This is a genomic window from Tautonia plasticadhaerens (assembly GCF_007752535.1).
In the GTDB taxonomy this organism is placed as follows: domain Bacteria; phylum Planctomycetota; class Planctomycetia; order Isosphaerales; family Isosphaeraceae; genus Tautonia; species Tautonia plasticadhaerens.
The window spans coordinates 4,825,993-4,844,232 of record NZ_CP036426.1 but is presented as its reverse complement, the minus strand read 5'-3'; the positions used below and the strand labels follow the sequence as shown (position 1 = coordinate 4,844,232).

Genomic DNA, 18,240 nt, shown 5'->3' with positions numbered 1-18,240 from the left:
GACCCTACCCGAGCCCGGCCGATCCGGCAAGCCGGACCGGCCGGGCCCCGGGCCGGGGCCCGGGCCCGGCGGGGCCCGACGCTCAGCGGACCCCGAGCAGCTCGACCTCGAAGGTCAGCCGGGCGGCGGGAGGGATCGCCGGCGGGGAGCCGCGCTCGCCGTAGGCCAGCTCCGGGGGGATGACCAGCTTGCGGCGCTCGCCGACCTTCATGCCCGCGATCCCCTCGACCCAGCCCTGGATCAGCGAGCCCGCCGCGAGCGTGCGCTCCAGCGGCTCCTCGCCGAAGTTCGACTCGAAGACGGTGCCGTCCTCGAGCATCCCCTTGTAGTAGGCCCGGATCGTGGTCCCGACCCGGGCGGTCTCCCCCTCGGGGTCGCCCGGCTCCAGGGTCGTCACCCGCAGGCCGGAGTCGGTGACGAGTTCCTCGCCGGGCGCCGTCGGCTCGATCATCGGGGCGTCCGGGACGGCCGCCTCGCCCCCGGGGCCGTCGGTACCGCCCTGGGGCAACGCCACCTCGCCCAGCGCCTGGGCCTTGTACGCGTCGTCGTTGACGTCGACCGTGAGCTGGTCGACGGTGGAGCCCGGCGGGGTCATGGAGACCATCGGCGGGGGCTGCCCGCAACCGGCGTTGGCGGCCAGCGTCGCCGCCAATGCCCAACCGGACCATCGACGAAGGACCGTCGTCATGGTGTCCTGCTCCCGTCTCTTCGCGTTGCCGTGGGGGATGACCCGGAAACCCGGGGATGACCGCCCTATTCTATCGCCCCGGCGCCGGCGATGCGCCGCCCGCCCGGGGATTCATCGGCACGACCTCCCGGGGATCCTCGGCGGCCCCGTCCGGGTCGGGGAGGATCCGGACCCGGGTGATCGCCACCCGGCCCCCGAAGCAGGTCTCCACGTCGGCCCCCGGCACCCGGGCCCGGCCGTGGTAGTCGCCGTCGTAGGTCGCCTCGTCGCCGACGACCGAGAAGCCGAGGGGCAGGGGGGAGGGGTCGAGCGGGCAGAAGACGAGGTCCGGGTCGGGGTCCTCGGGGCTCGGGTGCGGCAGGTTCACGTTCCAGAGGGTGCCGGGCCGGTAGGGGCGGGCCAAGAGCAGATCTAGGGCCCGCCGGGCGAACCGGGAGGCCCGGTCCCAGTCCAGCGGACGGTCCCGGCGGACGTACTGGGAGAACGCGATCGCCGGGACGCCGTGCAGGACCGCCTCCCGGGCCGCGGCCACGGTGCCGGAGTGGTGGACGTCGGCCCCGAGGTTGCCGCCCCGGTTGATCCCCGCCAGCACCCAGCTCGGCCCCGGCGCCAGGTGGTGCAGGGCCAGACGGACGCAGTCGGCCGGCGACCCGTCCACGGCGATCCGGCCCTCCCCCCGGCGATCGACCCGGATCGGCCCCCCGCCCGTGACCGCATGCCCCATGCTCGACCACGCCCGGCTCGGCGCCACCACCCGCACCTCCCCCAGGCCCTGGCTCGCCCCCCGGAGGGCCTCCAGGCCCGGGGCGTCGACGCCGTCGTCGTTGGTCAGCACCAGCAGGCCGACCCCGGGCCGATCCCCCTCGCTCCGTCCGTCCATCGCGTCACGCTCCCCGGGCCGGTCGGCCTTCGAAATCCGTCGGCGTCGGACCGTTGACTTCCGACGGCACACCTGATAACTTACCACCACACGCAAGGGGGATTAGCTCAGTTGGGAGAGCGCTTGCATGGCATGCAAGAGGTCAGGGGTTCAAGTCCCCTATCCTCCACTCGCTTCATCTTCTTCTTCTCCCGGAAATTCTCTTCCGGCCGTCGTTTGCTGAGGCCCGTCTTCACTCAGCTGTCGCCCTAGTCCGTATGGACGTCGAATTCACCGAGTCGCTCGGTCGTCTTCGCTCGGGATTCCGGGATCACTGGTTCCAGTACCGACCCGGGCTCATCCTCGTGTTTGATCACCTCGGTGGAGGCCGGGTTTCATGGCAGGCCAGAAGAAGGCCGATTCCCCCGTCCGTATCATCGGTAGCCGGGAATTGCACCAGAATCTGCCGTCCATCCTCAACGAACTCCAGGACCCCGACGTCCGCTACGTCCTGACCGTCCATGGCAAGCCCCGGGCCGTCCTCGTCGGCGCCCAGCCCTTCCTGGGCTTGGTCGGCGACCGCTCCCACCCGAGCGAGACGCTGGTCGGCTTGCAGCTCAGCGCCTTGCTGGGCAACGACGTGGGGGACTTCGCCATCGAGGACCTGGAGAAGGCCTTCGAGAACGGCGCACGGAAGCCCTGAGCCGGCGGCCCGACCCAAGTCGAAGACTCGATCAGGCCGGGGCCGCCTCCAGCCGGGTGATCCGGAGTTTGCCGTCGTGATGGGCGGTGGCCAGTCGGAGGCCGTCGGGGTGCAGGTCCAGCCCCCGGGCCGTGTTGGGAAGTGAGAGGCGGTGGAACTCTTCCGCCTCTCCCGGCCGGAAGAAGAGCAGGTGGCCGCCCCCGGAGCCCCCCGAGGCGACCGCGAGGAACCCACCCGGGTGGAACCGGACGCCCCAGGCGACCCCCTTCAGGTCCCCCTTGCCCCGCTGCACCGCCGGCTCCGTGCCCGATTCCCAGTCGAACAGCAGGACGGCCGTGTCGTTGACCGCCCCGAGCGGGTTCGACGCGTTGACCAGCCCCGCGCAGGCCAGTCGATCCCCCTCGGCGCTGAAGGCGAGGTCCCGGATCCCGCCGTAATCGACCTGCTGGCCCCCGTTGTACGAGTACAACGCCGAGGCATCCAGCCTCCTCCGCTCCTCCCCCGAGGCCAGGTCCCACTCGACGACCCGGCCGGACAGGTCCGCCGACACCACCGCGTCTCCCCCCGGGTGGAAGCCGACGCAGTAGGCCGGCTTCTCGTGACCGCCGGGCAGGACGTGCACGAGCGAACCATCCTCGATCGACCAGACCTTCACCAGCCGATCATTGCCGCAGGAGGCCGCGAGCGTCCCGTCCGGGCTGACGGCGACCCCCCGGGCCCAGCCGTCGTGTGCGTCGAGGACCAGCCGGGGCAGGGGCTCGTGGGCCCCAGCGTCCCAGAAGATCACCCGGCCGTCCCCCCCGGCGGTCAGCAGCGTGTCGCCGTCGGGGGTCGGGGCGAGGTCGAAGACCCAGCTCTCGTGGCCGACGAACGGGACGGCGGCCGCCTGGCCGGCGATCAGGTCCCAGCGCCGGACGGTGAAGTCCTCCGAGCCGGCGAACACGAACCGCCCGGCCGGGTCGAAGGCGCAGCAAATCAGGGGCTGGTCGTGCGGCAGCTCGGCCGAGACGTGCGCCAGGGTCGGGTCGGCGACGGGGCAGGTCCCCTCAGCGTCGGGGGTCTCCGGTTCCTCCGAGCGGCGTCGAGGGCGGGTCATGCCAGCAGGTCCTCGATGGCGAAGGAGGCCGGGTCGGCGATCTGGAAGTCCCGGCCGTTGACCGCGAACTCGTCGACCACCGGGTCGATGCCGACCGCCCTCAGATACGTGTGGAAGAGATCCTGGCCGGTCGCCTGGCCGTCGACCACCTCGGTGCCGTCGGCGTTCGTCTCCCCCCGGACCACCCCCCGCTTGAGCCCGGCGCCGGTGAGGGCGACCGACCAGGCCGTGCTCCAGTGGTCCCGGCCGTAGTACTGGTTGATCCGGGGGGTCCGGCCGAATTCCGACATCACCACGACGAGCGTCCGGTCGAGCATCCCGCGATCGGCCAGGTCCGAGAGCAACGCGGCGAAGGAGACGTCGAACTCGCCGACCTGCTCCAGGTGGAAGTCGAAGTTCTCGTTGTGGGTGTCGTAGTTGGAGTGCGACACCTTCACGAACGTGGCCCCCGCCTCCAGCAGCCTCCGGCCGAGCAGGCAGTGGCGGCCGAAATCGTGCGAGCCGTAGCGTTCCTGGTCGCGGGCCGGCTCCTTGGAGACGTCGAACACCTCCCGACGCTCCATGAGCTGCAACGCCTGCTCATACGAGGTCGTGTACGCCTCGGTCTCGGCGGTCCGGCGTCGGAGGTCGAAGCGGTGGTCGAGCTGCATCCGGAGCTGGTGGCGGGCCAGGTCCTCGGCCTCCTCCACCGACCCGGGCCGCTCGGTGTTGGCCGGCGGCTTACCGTCGCCGAGCGTCAACGCGCCGTACTTCGGGCCGAGGAAGGCCGCGTCCTTGCCGCTCAGGCCGCCCCCCCCGGCGGTCACGTGGATGTAGCCGGGCAGGGGGTCCCGCTCCGGGGCGAGGAACCGGGCCGCCAGCGACCCCAGGTGCGGGTGCTCCTGCCCCGGGGCCTGGCGACGGCCCGTGTGCATCAGGTAACTGCCCTTGCCGTGGTCGTCCTCGGCGGTGTTCAGGCTCCGGAGCAGGGACAGGTGGTGCATCTGCTGCGCGGTCTTCGGCAGCAGCTCGGAGATCCTCACGCCGGGGATCGACGTCTCGATCGACCGGAAGGGGCCCCCGGTGGCGGTGCCCGGCTTCGGGTCCCAGGTCTCGAGCTGGCTGGATCCGCCGTGCAGGAAGACCATCAGGACCTGAGAGCCCTGGCGGCCCAGCTCTCCCGCCAGCGAGGTCATCGGCCTCCCCGCGAACCCCGACACCGCGCCGAGGCCCGCGGACACCCCGCCGAGGAAGGAGCGCCGGGAGATCGCGTGCTCGGCCGACCGGCAGGAATAGGGGCACCACATGTCGGGACCTCCTTCGGGGATGTGCGAACCGACGATCCTGGTTTCCGTCAGTAATTGAATCGGAATTCCGAGGACGTGATGAGCGCCCAGGCCAGCTCCCGGACCGCATCCGCCCGCTGATCGGCCCCCCGACGCTCCAGGTAGCCGAGCACCTCGGCCCGCTCCCCGGCCGAGGGGCGTCGGGAGAGGATGGCCAGGTAGAGCGGCTCGGCCACCCCAGCCGGATCCCCGATCCCGGCCAGCCGGGCCGTCAGGTTCGACCCGGAGGGGTCGAGCCAGGACTGGACCTGCGGCCCGTTGCTCAGGAACAACGCCTGGTGGACGTCCGCCTCGACCGAGTCGTCCGGCTGCCCCTCGGAGGCGCCGAAGTAGCGGACGAACGCGTCGACGTTCCCGGAGAGCCGGGCGTGGACCGCCTCCTCGACCCGCCAGGGCCGGCGGGCCTCCCTCCCCTCGTCGGCCTTGCAGCGGTCGCAGAGCGCCGCGTCGAGGTGGTCGAGATCCGCCTCGGCATCCTCCCGGTGGGCCGCCACCACGCCGAGGCCTTGCATCAGGCTCCAGGCGAGCTGCTCGGGCGAGAGCGGCTCCAGGTTCGCCACCGCGAACCGGGAGGGCTCGGCGGCCTCGGGATCCGCCCCGGGGGGGATCTCGCTGGACCGCTGGTAGGCCCGGGTGAGGGCCAGCTCTCGCAGGAATGCCTTCACGTCGTACTCGTGGTCCCGGAACCACCCGGCCAGCAGTTCCAGGGCCTCGGGGTGCGACGGCGGGTTGGACGAGTGGTCCAGGTCGAGCGGGTGGTACAGCCCCCGCTTCATCAGCAGGGCCCAGAGCCGGTTGGCGATGTTCCGGGAGAAGGCGTCCACCCCGTCGTTCGCCAGGGCCGGGGCCAGGTGCTCGTACCGGCTGAAGGTGGGGATCGTCCGGACGACCTTGTCCTTCTCCGGGGCGACCTCGTACCGCCGGTCCTCGGGCAATTCGGGCTCGACGACCGGGGGTCCGTCGAGGACCCGGGGGGCGGTGGAATGCGTCACGCTCGTCTTGAAGACCGACTGGAAGGTCGTCTCCCCCTCGGCCTTCTCGGCGAGCATGACGACCTGCGACGCGGGGTCGGTGAACAGGCTGGAGCGGTCGAGGAAGGCCCGGATGCCGTAGTAGTGCGCCTGGAAGTAGTCCTCCACGAGCGGGTGGTCGTGGCACTGGGCGCACTGGAGATCCCTCCCCAGGAACATCCGGCCGATGTCCCGGGTCAGCAGGTCCGGGTCGGCCTCCCGGTCGAGCACGAACTTCGCCGGGGCCCGATCCGCCGCGGGCCCCGACCCGTCGGCCGAGAGGATCCGGCGGGCGAACTCGTCATACGGCGTGTTCTCGGCGAACGACCGCCGGAGGAACGCCTCCCAGTCGGCCCGGGGGACGTGCCGGTCCCCCCGGCGCTCCATGAGCATCGCGTCGAAGGCGTACTGCATCCGCCGGGCGTAGCCGGGTCCCTCCAGCAGCCGGTCGACCAGCCGCTCCCGCTTCGAGGGGGAGGGATCATCCAGGAAGTCCTTCGCCTCCTCGGCGGTCGGGACCATCCCGGCGAGGTCGAGGCACGCCCGCCTCAGGAACTCGCCGTCGGTGGCGGGGGCGGCCATCGGGCCGTCCGTCGCGTCCTCGATCAGTCGGTCGACCCGCTCGTGCAGGGGCCGGGGAGGCCCCTCCGCCCGGGCGGTCGTCGCCAGCACGAGGGCGACCGGGCCGGCGAGGATGCCGAGCAGTCGGGTTCGCATGGCCTGGCCTCCCTCGCGAGTCCGACCCGCCCCCGGTCCGGGGCGGGCGGGCTGAAAAGGTCTCGATCACAGCTTTGTGTTTAACAATAGTCGGACATTCGCTGAACTGCAACACCCTCCGGCCGATTTCGGGCCGACCGCCCGGGGGGCCGGGCGGGGGATCTCGCGATCCACGGGTGAATTCGATCCAGGCCCGTGGATTTCGACCCCGGCCGGGCCCGGGGCGTCGTTGCGGCCCGCCGATCCGGGGGATACGGTGAGGGGGCCGTTTCCGAGGGGCATCGCCGCCGAGGGGGTACGCCGATGTTCGGGATCGACGATCGACCGACCAGGCTCTGCGACGGGCACAACCGACGCGAATGGCTCCGGGTCGGCGGGCTGAGCGTGCTCGGCCTGGGCCTCGGTGACCTCCTCCGGCCGGGCGTCGGGACACGCCCGGCCTCGGCCGCCCCCGCCGCCCCCCCGCTCGCCCGGGGGCTGGACGGCGCCACCTTCGGCCGGGCGAAGAACGTCATCTACCTCTGGCTCCAGGGCGGCCCCCCCCAGCACGAGACGTTCGACCCCAAGCCCGACGCCCCGCTCGAAATCCGGGGGCCGTTCCGGCCGATCGCCACCAACGTGCCCGGCATCGACTTCTGCGAACTCCTGCCGCGGACCGCCCGGCGGGCCGACCGGCTCGCCGTGGTCCGGTCGATCGCCACCGACGACCCCAACCACGACGTCAGCGGCTACTGGGTCCTCACCGGCCAGCCCTACGGACCCGGCAGCGCCCGGCAGATCAAGCCGACCGACTGGCCCTATTTCGGCTCGATCGTCAAGATGCTCCGGCCCAGCGAGGAGCTGCCCGCCCTCTCGTCGGTCTGGATCCCGGACCTGATGCGGCTCAACGACAGCGTCACCCCCGCCGGCCAGACCGCCGGCTTCCTCGGCCGGGCCTGGGAGCCCGAGCGGTTCGTCGGCGACCCCTCCCGGGCCGACTACCGGATCGAGGGCCTCGACCTGCCCGACGACCTCCCCCGGCTCCGCGTCGATCGCCGACGGGCCCTGCTCGGCCAGCTCGACGGCCACCTCCGGCGGGTCGAGCGCGGCGGCGTGCTCGACGGCTGGGACCGCTACGCCCAGCACGCCTACGACCTCGTCTCCTCCGGCAAGGCCCGGGCGGCATTCGACCTGGACCGGGAGCCCGACGCCGTCCGGGACCGCTACGGCCGGTATCCCTGGGGCCAGACCGTGCTGCTCGCCCGTCGGCTGATCGAGGCCGGCGTCCGGCTCGTGCACGTCAACTGGACCCGGGAGGAGGGCGATTCGGCCGTCGACAACCCGATGTGGGACACCCACGCCCAGAACGCCGACCGCCTGCAAGACGTCCTCTGCCCCCAGTTCGACGTCACCTTCAACGCCCTGCTCGACGACCTCGAATCCCGGGGGCTGCTCGACGAGACGCTCGTCGTCGCCATCGGCGAGTTCGGCCGGACCCCCCGGATCAACGGCCAGGGCGGGCGGGACCACTGGGGCAACGTCTTCAGCTTCGCCATGGCCGGGGCCGGGATCTCCGGCGGCCAGGTGTTCGGCTCCAGCGACCGGGATGGCGCTGAGCCCGCCAGCGACCCGATCCGCCCCCACGACCTGACCGCGACGATCTTCCACCTGCTCGGCATCGACCACCAGGGCACCTTCCCCGACAAGCTCGGCCGCCCCCAGCTCCTCACCCGGGGGGCGCCCCTGACATCGATCCTCGGCGACGGCCCCGCCACCCTCGAGCGTCGGGAGCCCGGCGGCGACCCGGCGTTCGTCCCTCCCTACGACGACCGCAAGCTGGTCGACGCCGACTTCGATTCCGGCCGCCCCCTCATCGCGGTCGCCCCCTACTCCCGGGACAAGGGCTGGCGCGGCTGGCCGCTCGGCGACGAGCCCGAAGGGGAGCCGAACGGCCTGATCGCCCGGATCGGCGAGTCCCCGAAGCGGCATGCCCTGCTCGGCCCGAGGCCCGGGGCGACGATCGCCCCCGGGGCGAGGGCGATCCTGGCGCAGGAGATCCGGTCGGCCCGGGGGGGCGAGTACGAGTTCGTCGTCACCGCCGTCGGCGTCGGCGAGTCCGAGGAGCGGTTCGAGCGGGAGATCCTCGCCGGCCTCTCCTGCCGGCTCGTCCTGTTCCGGTTCGCCGACGCCGCGAAGGACCCGAGGTCCGTCCAGGAGCTGGCCTCGCTCCCCTTCCGGCCCGAGTTCGACTCGCCCCGCCCGATCACCCTGAGGCGCTTCCTCGGCTCGACCCAGGGGAACGTGAACTTCCCGATCGGCCAGGGGCTGGGGGTCGCGGTCGTCGTCGAGCACGCCGGCGGGCCCCCCTTCGAATCGCCGTCCCTGCCCGGCGGGGTGGCGATCCTCGGCGTCTCGCTCAGCTTCGGCGCCCGGCCCCGGCACGAGAACGCGACCTGACCCGACCCGCACCAGGGGGACTCGGCAACCGATGAACGGCAAGGCACTCAAGGACAAGATGATCCGGGGCGAACGCGTCTTCGGCACCTTCTTCCAGCACGCGGTCAACCCCGGCTGGATCGAGTCGATGCCCGAGGGGGCGCTCGACTTCGTCATCGTCACCCCCGAGCACACGGCCCTGGACCTCGCCGAATTCCTGCCGATCAAGTACGCCCTCGCCTCGAAGGGGATCGCCTGCCTGGCCCGGACCCACAGCCGGGATCCCGACGACGTCTCCAAGGCCTGCGACACCTTCGACGGAGTGGTCGTCCCCTACGTCGAGGACGTCGAGCAGGCGAAACGCCTGGCCGCGGCGGCCGTCTACCGGCCGCTCAAGGGTGAGGCGCTCGACCGCCTGATCGCCTCCGGCGAGTGGCCCAGCGAGGCCACCCGCCGCTACGTCACCGAGGAGCGCTGCGCGAACACGGTCTTCGTCCCCATGATCGAGTCGGTCCGGGCCGTCGAGGACCTGGAGGCCATCTGCGCCGTCCCCGGCGTGCACGCCCTGTTCGTCGGGCCCAACGACCTGACCGTGAGCATGGGGATCCCCAACGAGTACGACAACCCCGATTTGATCGCCGCGCTGCAGCGGATCATCGACGTCGGCGACGCGTCCCACGTCCCCGCCGGGTGCTGGTTCGGCGACCCGGCCCAGGCCCTCCGGACGATCCGCCAGGGGTCCCGGTTCGTCGTCTTCTCCAACGACGGGCTGATGCTCAAGGTCGCCATGGATGAGGCGTTTCGGCAACTCCGCCTCGGCTGAGCCGGGCAGGGGGCGGGTTCCGCTCCCGACGGGCCCATCGGCCGCCGACGCCACGATTGCGGCGGCGGGGCGCGACGCCGGGTGCGCTCGGGATGTCGGGAATCCCCGGGTCCCGTGGCCCGGCGTCCCCGGGATTCCCCGCGAGAATGCTTGACTGGCACCGGTGACGCGGCAAGCATGGGCTGACGGCACGAATCTCGATGCGGGACAACTGTGGTGATCCGCCCCGAGACGTGGGCCGGACGCCCGGGCCGCCCTCCCGCGATCATCGGGCCCTCGGCCCGTCCGGGGCCCCGCCCTCCCGGCCCGACCGCCGGGCGGTCGGGCCGGGGTCCGACGGACATGGCGACCCGCGCCGGTGCGGGCCGCCGGCCCTTGAAGGTGAAAGGTACTCGCCCATGACTATGGCGACTCGTCGCCCGGGGCGTTCTCGCGCCGCCGGGAAGGGCCCGGACCGGGCCGCCCGGCCGTCGGCCGAGGCGCTGGAGACTCGGACGCTGCTGGCGGCCGACACCGGCCTCGTCCGCTTCGACACCTTCGAGGAAGGGGACGCCGACTGGCCCGCCGAGGTCTCCGGCGCCCCCCGGGTGCCGACCGCCCGGATGATGGTCACCCAGGCCAGGGGGGGCCTGGAGTCCCCCGGCGACCGCGACGCGGTCGCCGTGTCGCTGCGGGCGGGAGAGGTGTTCATCGCCTCGCTCGACGACTTCTTCACCAATGACTCCCGCACGGGCACCTACGGCCTGGTCCTCCGGGGGCCGGACGGCTCGGTCCTGGCCGACGAGTCATTCGAGGTCACCCACTCCCCCTTCCGGACCACCGTGTTCGACCCGGGAGGTCCGGCCTCGTCGTCCTTCCAGGGCGACCGTCGCCTCGAGTTCGAGGTGCCGACCACCGGCACCTACTTCGTCGAGCTGGCCGACCGCTCCGACCTGGGGAGTCCCGAGCAGTCCTACACGGTCGGCCTCCGGACGATCGGCCTGGAGTCGGGCACGCTCGACCGCCTCTTCTTGAACATCGGCGCCAGCAACGAGATCGTCGCCCGGCTGGCCGGCGATCGCCTCCTGCTCGCCGGGCCGGTCGGGATCGGCTTCGCCCTGAGGGGAGCCTGGTCCTCGACCGTCGAGGACGCGGGGGAGGGGCGGTCCCGCCTCCGATTCGAGGCGGGGGGCACCCTCCAGCTCGAATCGGCGATCGGCGACCTCCCGCTGCCCATCCCCCCCGGGCTGACCTTCACCGTCACCACCTCGCCCGGGGACGACGGCTCCCCCCGCTTCGGCGCCGTCGAGACGATCGAGTTCAACGCCGACCTCGGCCCCTTCGCCCTGGCCCGTCCCCTCCAGGATGCGCTCGGGGTGTCGCTCGGCACGCCGGCCGGCAGCCTCTCGCTCGACCGTGAGGCGTACGGGCTGAAGCTCGGCCGGGATGGCCTGGTGCAGGAGACCGGGGCCCCGGTCAATGCCAACGTCCCCTATCTCTTCTACACCTACCAGAGCGGCCTCTCGGCCGAGTTCGGCGGCTTCGAGGCGAGGACCCTGGGGGGCTACGAGTGGTCGATCGTGACCGACCCCTCCGACGTCTTCCTCTACGCCGGGGTCAGCGGCATCCCCTCCCCCCTGGGGGAGTTCGCCGTCGCCGGCTCGGTGAAGGGGAACATCCCGTTCGATCCCTTCTCCCGGCCGAGCGAGTACAACGGCTCCGTCTTCGGGAACATCTACCTCCGGGCCGACGTGGACCTCTCGAAGCTCGTCGGCGCCCCGGTGAGCATCAACGGCGACCTCGTCATCGACTTCGACGTGGACGACGACGGCCGGATCCTCGGCGGCATCGCCGACGCCCCCTCCCGGTTCGTCTCCGGCGGCTTCGACCCGGCCGTGCTCGGCTCCGCCGCCACCGACGCGATCTCCGACGTCGCCATCGGCGCCAACGCCGAGATCCGGGTCGGCCTGGAGATCGGCGACGCCGAATCCGGCGGCGGCGGCGATTCCTCGGGCCTCGTCGCGCTGACCGTCCCGATCGGCGAGGGCACGATCGTCTACGACCCGGCCGAGGAGGGGATCTTCGCCCGGGGGGGCTCGGTCAACCCGTTCGAGGGGACCTTCCTCGAAGCCTTCGGCAGCAACGACCGCGTCCTCGCCGACGGCTTCATCAAGCGGGACGGGACCTTCCGGCTGACCTACGAGACGAACTACCGAGTGCTCGGCTACCGGCTGTCCGGGGGCACCATCACCGTCTCCAACGCCGGGGTCACCGCCCGAGGGGACGTGGGATTGCTCGGCGCCCGGGCCGTCGTCACGGGAGACATCGAGCGCAACGGCGACTTCGAGTTCCGGGGCCGAGTGGAGGTCGACCTCGGCATCCTCGCCGGCAACGCCGACGTCCGGTTCGCCCGGATCGGTTCGGGTGTCTCCTTCACCGCCGGCTTCTCGGCCAGGGCCAACACCGAGATCGCCGGGGTCGAGTTCGGCGGCTCGGTCAGCTTCAGCCTCAGCGTCGGCCTCTCCCGGGGCCAGCTCACCTACGACGGCTCCGCCCGGGGGAGCCTCTTCCTCGGCGAGTTCCGCATCGACGCCGGCCTGCGCATCTTCGCCGATCGCAACGAATTCGGCTTCGAGATCGACATCCCCGGCGCCGCCGTCATCGAGGACGTCGTCGGCGGCTTCCTCGAATTCTTCGGCGTCGAGCGCCCCGACATCCCCGACACGATCCGGGTCAGCTTCCCCCGGGGCCAGGCGTCGGACGAGTCGGTCATGGTCCCGCCCCCCTTGCCGCCTCCCCCCCCGCCCCCGGAGCGGCCGAGGACCCCGGGAGACTTCGACGGCGACGGCGTCACCGAGTTCGGCGCCTTCGGGTTCAGCCCCGTCGAGGGCTTCGCCCGGTTCGCCGTGCTGACCAGCGCCGGGGGGCTCCTGAACCAGCCCTTCGGCGGCCCCGAAGATCTGCCGATCGCCGGCGACTACGACGGCGACGGCGTGGCCGACCTGGGCGTCTACGGCTTCAGCCCGGCCGAGGGCGTCTCCCGCTTCGCGGTGCTCGCCTCCGGCGGCGAGGTCATCAGCCGACCCTTCGGCGGCCCGGACGACCTCCCCGTCGCGGGCGACTTCGACGGCGACGACATCACCGACATCGCCGTCTACGGCTTCAGCCCGACCGAGGGGTTCGCCCGCTTCGCCATCATCCTCTCCGGGGGCCCGAGCGACACCCACCCCGACGGCTTCATCAGCCAGCCGTTCGGCGGCCCCGAGGACATCCCCATCGCCGGCGACTTCGACGGCGACGGCACGACCGACATCGGCGTCTACGGCTTCAGCCCCGACGAGGGGTTCGCCCGCTTCGCGGTGATCCTCTCCGGGGGGGCCAGCAAGGCCTACCCCGAGGGGTTCATCAGCCGGCCCTTCGGCGGGCCGGGCGACCTGCCGATCGCCGGCGACTTCGACGGCGACGGCACGACCGACATCGGCGTCTACGGCTTCAGCCCGGCCGAGGGGTTCGCCCGCTTCGCCATCCTGCTCTCCGGCGGGGCCAGCGACGCCCACCCCGACGGGTTCATCAGCCGGCCCTTCGGCGGGCCCGACGACCTGCCGGTCTCAGGCGACTTCGACGGCGACGGCACGAGCGACCTGGGCGTCTACGGCTTCAGCCCGGCCGAGGGCGTCTCTCGGTTCGCGATCCTCCCCTCGGGCGAGGGCCCCGCGATCAGTCAACCGTTCGGGGGAGAACGGGACGTGGCCCTGACGATCCCCCCGGCCTCCGTCCGATTCCGGCGTGATGGGTTCGCCTCGGCCCCGCAGGCCTCCGGGACCGCCCGGGCCGCGTCCCGGGCGGGCGGGGTCGTGCCCGAGGGGCCCGCCCGCACGCCTCGCTCCATGATCGGTCGGTCGGGGACCGCCCCGCTCGGGGGGCGGGGACGGCCCCCCTCGATCCCGGCCCGGGGGCCGGCATCCCCGGGGTCGAGGCCCCTCGACCTCGACAGGGTCCGCCCGAGAGACCGCCCCGACACCCCGGCGTCGTGGCCGGATCGGCTCGTCGAATCGCTCGGCGTTCGGCGACGGGGGCTCGTCCCCCGGCCGACCTGACGCCCGCCCCGCGAGGCCCGGCGATCGGCCCGGGGGGGGCGGGGCGCGTCGGTCGGGCCTCCGGCGACGCGGCCCCCGCCCCCCGCCCTCGGGGAACGGCGCGGGGTGAGGGGGGGCGAAACCCGGGGCCCGATGGCGGGGTACTCGGTCGGGGGCCTCCCCGGGATCTCCCCCCCACCCTCCCAAGATTCCCGCCCCCCGGGCGAAGATCCCGGCGCGACCGGAGAACGGACGGGATCGCCCCGCGGGCGACCCGTCAGGGCCACGCGGATCGAATCCATGGACGAGTCCCCGCAAGACCGGATGCCCCGACCCGCCTCCCCGAGGCTCCTCGCCGTCATGGGGGCGGTCGTCCTGCTCCAGGCGTTGGCCTGGGGGTCGGGGGTGCGGGGGCGGGGGCTGGCCGAGGCGGTCGAGCGGGGCGCGGCCCGGGTCGAGGCCCGATCCGTCGGCGAGGTCGCCGAGGCGGACACGCGCCGGGCGATCGACGACCAGCGGGCCACCCTCCGCTTCTGGGCGGTGCTGTCCGCGGTCGGCGACTTCGTCGTCGAGCCGATCGCCCCGGCCCTGAGGGCGGTGCTCGCCGCCTCGGGCTTCGCCGCCGTCGCGGCGCTGCGGGGTCGGCCGGTCCGGTTCGAGGAGGTGCTCGGCGCGGCGGCCTCGGCCCAGTGGCTCTGGGTGGTCGGCCTCGGGGCCCGCGTCGGCCTGATGGCGGCGACCGGCCGGGCCGAGGTCGAGACCTCGGCCGCCTTGCTGCTGCCCCCCGGGGCGTACCCGGCGGCGGCGTGGGTCGCCTTGCGGCAGGTCGACCCGTTCGTGATCCTGGGGTGGATCGCCGTCGGGCGGGCGGGATGGCGGCTCGGCCTGGTCGGCTGGGGGGCCGCCGCCTCGATCTGCCTGGTGCTCTGGGCGGCCGAGTCGTCGATCCGCATCGGCGTCGCCTCCGCCTTCGGCGCCGCCATGCGGGCGACGCTGCTGCCCGGTTGAGCCGGGACTGGTCGGGACTGACCGAAGGGAACGGGACCGCGATGCGACGAACCTTGCTCTCGATGCTCGGCCTGGCCGTCCTGGTCGCCGGGCTCGCCGCCGCGAACCTCGGCCGGGAGGGCGGCGGCTACGAGCTGGACTGGCAGCTGATCCCGACCCCCCCACGCGAGGTGGAGCTGGCCTCCCCCGAGCACGCCGAGATCATCGAGACGATCACCGCCGCCGGCACCGTCGAGCCGGTCGAGGAGGCCGAGATCGCCCCCCAGATCGTCGGCCGGGTCGTGGCGGTCCACGTCGAGGACGGCGACCGGGTCGCGGAAGGGGACCTGCTCATCCAGCTCGACCCCACCGAGGCCCAGGCCCGGCTCGACTCGGCCGAGGCGAGGATCGACCGCCTCCGCGCCCTGATCCTCGACGCCGAGGAGGACGTCGACAAGGCCACCCGGGACTTCTCCCGGACCGAACAGCTCTCCCGCCGCAACGTCGCCACGAATACCGAGCTGCTCGACTCCCAGAGCACCCTGGCCAAGGCCCGGGCCGTGCTCGGGGGCGTCCGCAACGAGCTGCTCGAGAGCGAGGCGATGCGCCGGATGAACCTCCAGGAGCTGCAATACACCGAGATCCGGGCCCCCATCGACGGCGTCGTGGCCGACTGCGAGGTCGAGGTCGGCGAGGTCGCCATCGCCGGCACCACGAACCTGCCCGGCGCCCTGCTCATGACCATCCTCGACCCCACGCTCATGCAGGTCCGAGCCGACGTGGACGAGACCGACGTCCCCCTCGTCCGGGCCGGCCAACCCGCCCGCATCTACCTGCAGGCCGACCTGCTGACCGCGCTGCCCGGCGAGGTCGGGCGCGTCGCCCCGCGGGGCAAGGCCGACGCGGAGGCCGTCGCGGCGGTCGTCACCTTCGAGACGATCATCCGGGACCGGGGCGGCGCCGACTCCCCCCTGAAGCCCGGCATGACCGCCACCGTCGAGATCGAGGTCCGACGCACCGACGACGCCCTCAGCGTCCCCATCCAGGCGGTCGTCCAGCGCCGCCGCAAGGACCTGCCCGACTCCCCCGCCCTCCGGGCCTGGCTCGACCGCCATCCCCCCGCCCCCGGCGAGGCGGTCGGCGAGATGGGCTCCCGGTACGTCACCACCGCCTTCGTCGCCGACTCCGGCAAGGCCCGGGCCCGCCCCGTCGACGTCGGCCTGAGCGACGAGCGCCGGGTCGAGATCCGCGAGGGCCTCACCGAGGACGACCTCGTCATCGTCGGCCCCTTCCGCACCCTCGACGAGCTGAAGGACGGCGACCCGATCACCGAAGCGAAGGCCGAGGCCGAGGGCGAAGCCGGGACGGGGGGCTCGCCGTGACCGCCGACCCGACCCCGCTCGACGACCCGGCCGGGGCCGACGAGTCGTCCCCGGTCATCCTCCTGACCGGAATCACCAAGGTCTACCCGATGGGCCTGGAGCAGGTCCGGGCCCTCGACGGCGTCGACCTGCGGATCGACCGCAACGAGTTCGTGGCGATCATGGGCCCCTCGGGATCGGGCAAGTCGACCCTGATGAATATTATTGGGCTGCTCGACGTGCCGACCGCCGGGCAGTACTGGCTCGCCGGCCGCGACGTGGCCCGACTCTCGCAGTCGGAGCAGGCCCGGGAGCGGGGCCGCCGGATCGGCTTCGTCTTCCAGACCTTCGAGCTGCTCCCCCGGCAGACGGCGTTGCAGAACGTCGAGCTGCCGCTGGTCTACTCCGGCGCCCGGGACCGCCGGGACCGGGCCGTCGAGGCCCTCCGCCAGGTCGGCCTGGCCGACCGCATGGGGCATCGGCCCAATCAGATGTCCGGCGGCCAGCGCCAGCGGGTGGCCGTCGCCCGGGCCCTGGTGCAGCGACCCGCCCTCATCCTGGCCGACGAGCCGACCGGCAACCTCGACACCCGCACCAGCGAGGAGATCCTCGACCTCTTCGACGCCCTCCACGAGCAGGGCCAGACCATCGTTCTCGTCACCCACGAGCCCGACGTCGCCGCCCGATGTCGGCGGGTCGTCCGCCTCCGGGACGGCCGGGTCGAGTCCGACGGGCCGGGCGAACGGGCCCCTCATCCCTCGGATCGGGGGGCGATCGCATGATGATGGTCCTGGCCAACGTCCGGAGCGCCCTGGAACAGCTCTGGGCCAACAAGATGCGGTCGGTCCTGACGGTGCTCGGCATCATCATCGCCGTCACCTCGACGATCACCGTGGTCAGCGTCGTCCAGGGGTTCACCGGGTACGTCTCGGAGTTCCTCCAGGGCCTGGGCACCAACGCCATGTGGATCTGGCCCGAGCGCCCCGGCGGCGAGGCCGGCAAGCGGCTCGGCCGGGTCACGCTCGACCTCCGGGACGTGGAGGCCCTCCGCGCCGAGTGCTCCACCCTGGAGTCGATCTCGCCGCTCATCCCCCAGCCGACGGCCACCGTCGCGATCGGCCGGACCGAGGTCACCACCCAGCTCGAAGGCGTCTCGGCCGAGTACCACGCCATCCGCAACATGCCCGTCGAGGTCGGCCGCGCCTTCACCTTCCTCGACATCGAGCGCCGGCACCCGGTCTGCGTCCTGGGGCGGGAGGTGTTGCGCAAGCTGGAGCAGGGGGACGACCTCGTCGGCCGGACCCTGCTGGTCGACGGCCGCCGCTTCCGGGTCGTCGGCATCCTCGCCGAGAAGGGGAGCGTGCTGGGCAACAGCCAGGACGACCTCGTGCTCATCCCCTACACGATGGCGTTGACGATGTACCCCGCCTCCCGGACCAACATCGCCCTGGCCGCCCGGGCCCTGGACGAGACCCAGGTGCCCGAGGCCAAGGCCCAGGTCGTCAGCATCCTCAGGCGCCGCCACCGGCTCGACGCCTACCAGCCCAACGACTTCCAGATCCGCACCCAGGACGAGATCCTCACCGCCTTCAACAGCATCAGCATCGTGGCCACCGCCGTCCTGGCCGGGATCGTCGGCATCTCGCTGCTGGTCGGCGGCATCGGCATCATGAACGTGATGCTCGTCAGCGTCACCGAGCGGACCCGGGAGATCGGCCTCCGCAAGGCGGTCGGCGCCCGGAGGCGGGACATCATGCTCCAGTTCCTCACCGAGGCCGTCGTCCTCAGCCTGCTCGGCGGCGGCCTCGGCGTCGGGCTCGGCTACGGCCTCACGGCGATCGTCAGCCTGCACCCGCAGATGGTCGACGTGGCCGTGCCGCTCTGGGCCGTCATCATCGGCTTCGGCATCTCGGCCGGGACGGGAGTCGTCTTCGGCATCCTCCCGGCGCTCAAGGCCGCGCTGCTCAACCCGATCGACGCCCTGCGGCACGAATGACCGAATCCGGAGGACGGGCACGCGATCGGGATCGGGATCGGGCCAGTTCCCGACCCTCGTTCCCGGCCTCGGGCGGAGCGGGTGGCCGGAGGCCGGGTGAGGGGGCAAGGCGCTCAAATTCGAGCGCCGTGCCCCCTCACCAAAGAATCCGACCCTCGCCCCCGTCGGCGGGGGAGAGGGTGGGCGTCGCCCGGATGAGGAGGCC

At 72.8% G+C, this 18,240-nt stretch carries 13 protein-coding genes and 1 tRNA gene; 9 read left to right on the top strand and 5 right to left on the bottom strand.

Going from position 1 to position 18,240, the window contains the following annotated elements; genetic code table 11:
- Window positions 1-82: 82 nt before the first annotated feature.
- Both ElP_RS39790 and surE read right to left on the bottom strand, forming a co-directional pair.
- Window positions 83-688: an FKBP-type peptidyl-prolyl cis-trans isomerase gene (locus ElP_RS39790; RefSeq protein WP_145272097.1), complete on the bottom strand. Its 606-nt coding sequence runs from the start codon at window positions 686-688 to the stop codon at window positions 83-85.
- Between the two features lie 70 nt (window positions 689-758).
- Window positions 759-1,568 (bottom strand): 5'/3'-nucleotidase SurE, encoded by an 810-nt coding sequence (gene surE, locus ElP_RS19445; RefSeq protein ID WP_145272095.1) that lies wholly within the window; start codon window positions 1,566-1,568, stop codon window positions 759-761.
- A 96-nt stretch (window positions 1,569-1,664) separates the two neighbouring features.
- On the opposite strand from surE, the gene ElP_RS19440 reads away from it, so the two are divergent.
- Window positions 1,665-1,737: transfer RNA gene (locus tag ElP_RS19440), tRNA-Ala, on the top strand.
- 207 nt (window positions 1,738-1,944) lie between these two features.
- Window positions 1,945-2,250 (top strand): type II toxin-antitoxin system Phd/YefM family antitoxin, encoded by a 306-nt coding sequence (locus ElP_RS19435; protein ID WP_145272093.1) that lies wholly within the window; start codon window positions 1,945-1,947, stop codon window positions 2,248-2,250.
- A 31-nt stretch (window positions 2,251-2,281) separates the two neighbouring features.
- Here the strand turns inward: ElP_RS19435 and ElP_RS19430 are convergent, their stop codons facing one another.
- From ElP_RS19430 to ElP_RS19420, 3 genes are read right to left on the bottom strand one after another with little or no spacing between them, the layout of a single operon-like run.
- Window positions 2,282-3,346 (bottom strand): WD40 repeat domain-containing protein, encoded by a 1,065-nt coding sequence (locus tag ElP_RS19430; protein WP_145272091.1) that lies wholly within the window; start codon window positions 3,344-3,346, stop codon window positions 2,282-2,284.
- Window positions 3,343-4,632: a DUF1501 domain-containing protein gene (locus ElP_RS19425; protein WP_145272089.1), complete on the bottom strand. Its 1,290-nt coding sequence runs from the start codon at window positions 4,630-4,632 to the stop codon at window positions 3,343-3,345. The genes ElP_RS19430 and ElP_RS19425 overlap by 4 nt, the downstream gene beginning before the upstream one ends.
- 47 nt (window positions 4,633-4,679) lie before the next feature.
- Window positions 4,680-6,398 (bottom strand): DUF1549 domain-containing protein, encoded by a 1,719-nt coding sequence (locus ElP_RS19420; protein WP_145272087.1) that lies wholly within the window; start codon window positions 6,396-6,398, stop codon window positions 4,680-4,682.
- Window positions 6,399-6,701: 303 nt separating this feature from the next.
- Between ElP_RS19420 and ElP_RS19415 the strand changes: the two genes are divergently transcribed.
- The 7 genes from ElP_RS19415 to ElP_RS19385 all read left to right on the top strand — a co-directional run bounded on the left by ElP_RS19415 (window position 6,702) and on the right by ElP_RS19385 (window position 18,035).
- Complete coding sequence (locus ElP_RS19415; RefSeq protein WP_145272085.1) at window positions 6,702-8,834, top strand: DUF1501 domain-containing protein; 2,133 nt, start codon at window positions 6,702-6,704, stop codon at window positions 8,832-8,834.
- A 31-nt stretch (window positions 8,835-8,865) separates the two neighbouring features.
- Window positions 8,866-9,636, top strand: coding sequence for an HpcH/HpaI aldolase family protein (locus ElP_RS19410; protein WP_145272083.1), 771 nt, complete (start codon window positions 8,866-8,868; stop codon window positions 9,634-9,636).
- A 398-nt stretch (window positions 9,637-10,034) separates the two neighbouring features.
- On the top strand, window positions 10,035-13,712 hold the full coding sequence (locus ElP_RS19405; RefSeq protein WP_145272081.1) for an FG-GAP repeat domain-containing protein: 3,678 nt from the start codon (window positions 10,035-10,037) through the stop codon (window positions 13,710-13,712).
- A 279-nt stretch (window positions 13,713-13,991) separates the two neighbouring features.
- The gene (locus ElP_RS19400; protein ID WP_145272079.1) at window positions 13,992-14,699 is read left to right on the top strand and encodes a hypothetical protein; all 708 of its coding nucleotides are present in this window, start codon (window positions 13,992-13,994) and stop codon (window positions 14,697-14,699) included.
- Window positions 14,700-14,740: 41 nt separating this feature from the next.
- Window positions 14,741-16,060, top strand: a complete 1,320-nt coding sequence (locus tag ElP_RS19395; protein WP_197446178.1) for an efflux RND transporter periplasmic adaptor subunit — start codon at window positions 14,741-14,743, stop codon at window positions 16,058-16,060.
- The gene (locus tag ElP_RS19390) at window positions 16,057-16,821 is read left to right on the top strand and encodes an ABC transporter ATP-binding protein (RefSeq protein WP_315852640.1); all 765 of its coding nucleotides are present in this window, start codon (window positions 16,057-16,059) and stop codon (window positions 16,819-16,821) included. Before ElP_RS19395 ends, ElP_RS19390 begins: the two co-directional genes overlap by 4 nt.
- Window positions 16,818-18,035, top strand: a complete 1,218-nt coding sequence (locus ElP_RS19385; RefSeq protein ID WP_231749186.1) for an ABC transporter permease — start codon at window positions 16,818-16,820, stop codon at window positions 18,033-18,035. Before ElP_RS19390 ends, ElP_RS19385 begins: the two co-directional genes overlap by 4 nt.
- Window positions 18,036-18,240: the final 205 nt, after the last annotated feature.

Excerpts from the sequence above, each read along its gene's own strand:
- ElP_RS19410 (WP_145272083.1), top strand. The coding sequence starts at position 8,866 with ATGAACGGCAAGGCACTCAAGGACAAGATGATCCGGGGCGAACGCGTC.
- ElP_RS39790 (WP_145272097.1), bottom strand. The coding sequence starts at position 688 with ATGACGACGGTCCTTCGTCGATGGTCCGGTTGGGCATTGGCGGCGACG.
- ElP_RS19405 (WP_145272081.1), top strand. The coding sequence starts at position 10,035 with ATGACTATGGCGACTCGTCGCCCGGGGCGTTCTCGCGCCGCCGGGAAG.
- ElP_RS19400 (WP_145272079.1), top strand. The coding sequence starts at position 13,992 with ATGGACGAGTCCCCGCAAGACCGGATGCCCCGACCCGCCTCCCCGAGG.
- ElP_RS19415 (WP_145272085.1), top strand. The coding sequence starts at position 6,702 with ATGTTCGGGATCGACGATCGACCGACCAGGCTCTGCGACGGGCACAAC.
- ElP_RS19395 (WP_197446178.1), top strand. The coding sequence starts at position 14,741 with ATGCGACGAACCTTGCTCTCGATGCTCGGCCTGGCCGTCCTGGTCGCC.
- ElP_RS19385 (WP_231749186.1), top strand. The coding sequence starts at position 16,818 with ATGATGATGGTCCTGGCCAACGTCCGGAGCGCCCTGGAACAGCTCTGG.
- ElP_RS19425 (WP_145272089.1), bottom strand. The coding sequence starts at position 4,632 with ATGTGGTGCCCCTATTCCTGCCGGTCGGCCGAGCACGCGATCTCCCGG.
- surE (WP_145272095.1), bottom strand. The coding sequence starts at position 1,568 with ATGGACGGACGGAGCGAGGGGGATCGGCCCGGGGTCGGCCTGCTGGTG.
- ElP_RS19420 (WP_145272087.1), bottom strand. The coding sequence starts at position 6,398 with ATGCGAACCCGACTGCTCGGCATCCTCGCCGGCCCGGTCGCCCTCGTG.
- ElP_RS19430 (WP_145272091.1), bottom strand. The coding sequence starts at position 3,346 with ATGACCCGCCCTCGACGCCGCTCGGAGGAACCGGAGACCCCCGACGCT.
- ElP_RS19435 (WP_145272093.1), top strand. The coding sequence starts at position 1,945 with ATGGCAGGCCAGAAGAAGGCCGATTCCCCCGTCCGTATCATCGGTAGC.